We start from the raw sequence: 237 nt of genomic DNA, 5'->3' as shown, positions 1-237 counted from the left end.
GGTAGCCCTAAAAATGTAATTCTATATTTATCTTTGTAAAAAAAGCAAGGATGAAATGTAGTCATTGTAGCAGTGAAAATACTACAAAGAATGGACACACCCATTATGGTAAGCAAAACTATTTATGCCATACTTGTAATCGTCAATTCGTAGAGGGTGGTCAAGAATGGTTTGTGAACGAATCCGACAAAATTCTTATAAACAAGTTACTCTTTGAGAGAATCTCTTTATCAGGTA

1 protein-coding gene is annotated in these 237 nt (G+C 33.3%); it reads left to right on the top strand.

Annotated elements, in window-relative coordinates:
* Positions 1–50: 50 nt before the first annotated feature.
* On the top strand, positions 51–237 hold a 187-nt coding region (locus ABR854_RS26015), incomplete at its 3' end, for an IS1/IS1595 family N-terminal zinc-binding domain-containing protein (RefSeq protein ID WP_502881250.1).

The organism is Emticicia sp. W12TSBA100-4 (assembly GCF_040253585.1).
Classification (GTDB): Bacteria; Bacteroidota; Bacteroidia; order Cytophagales; family Spirosomataceae; genus Emticicia.
Note: the sequence above shows the minus strand (reverse complement) of the source record. Positions and strands in the feature narration are given on the sequence as shown.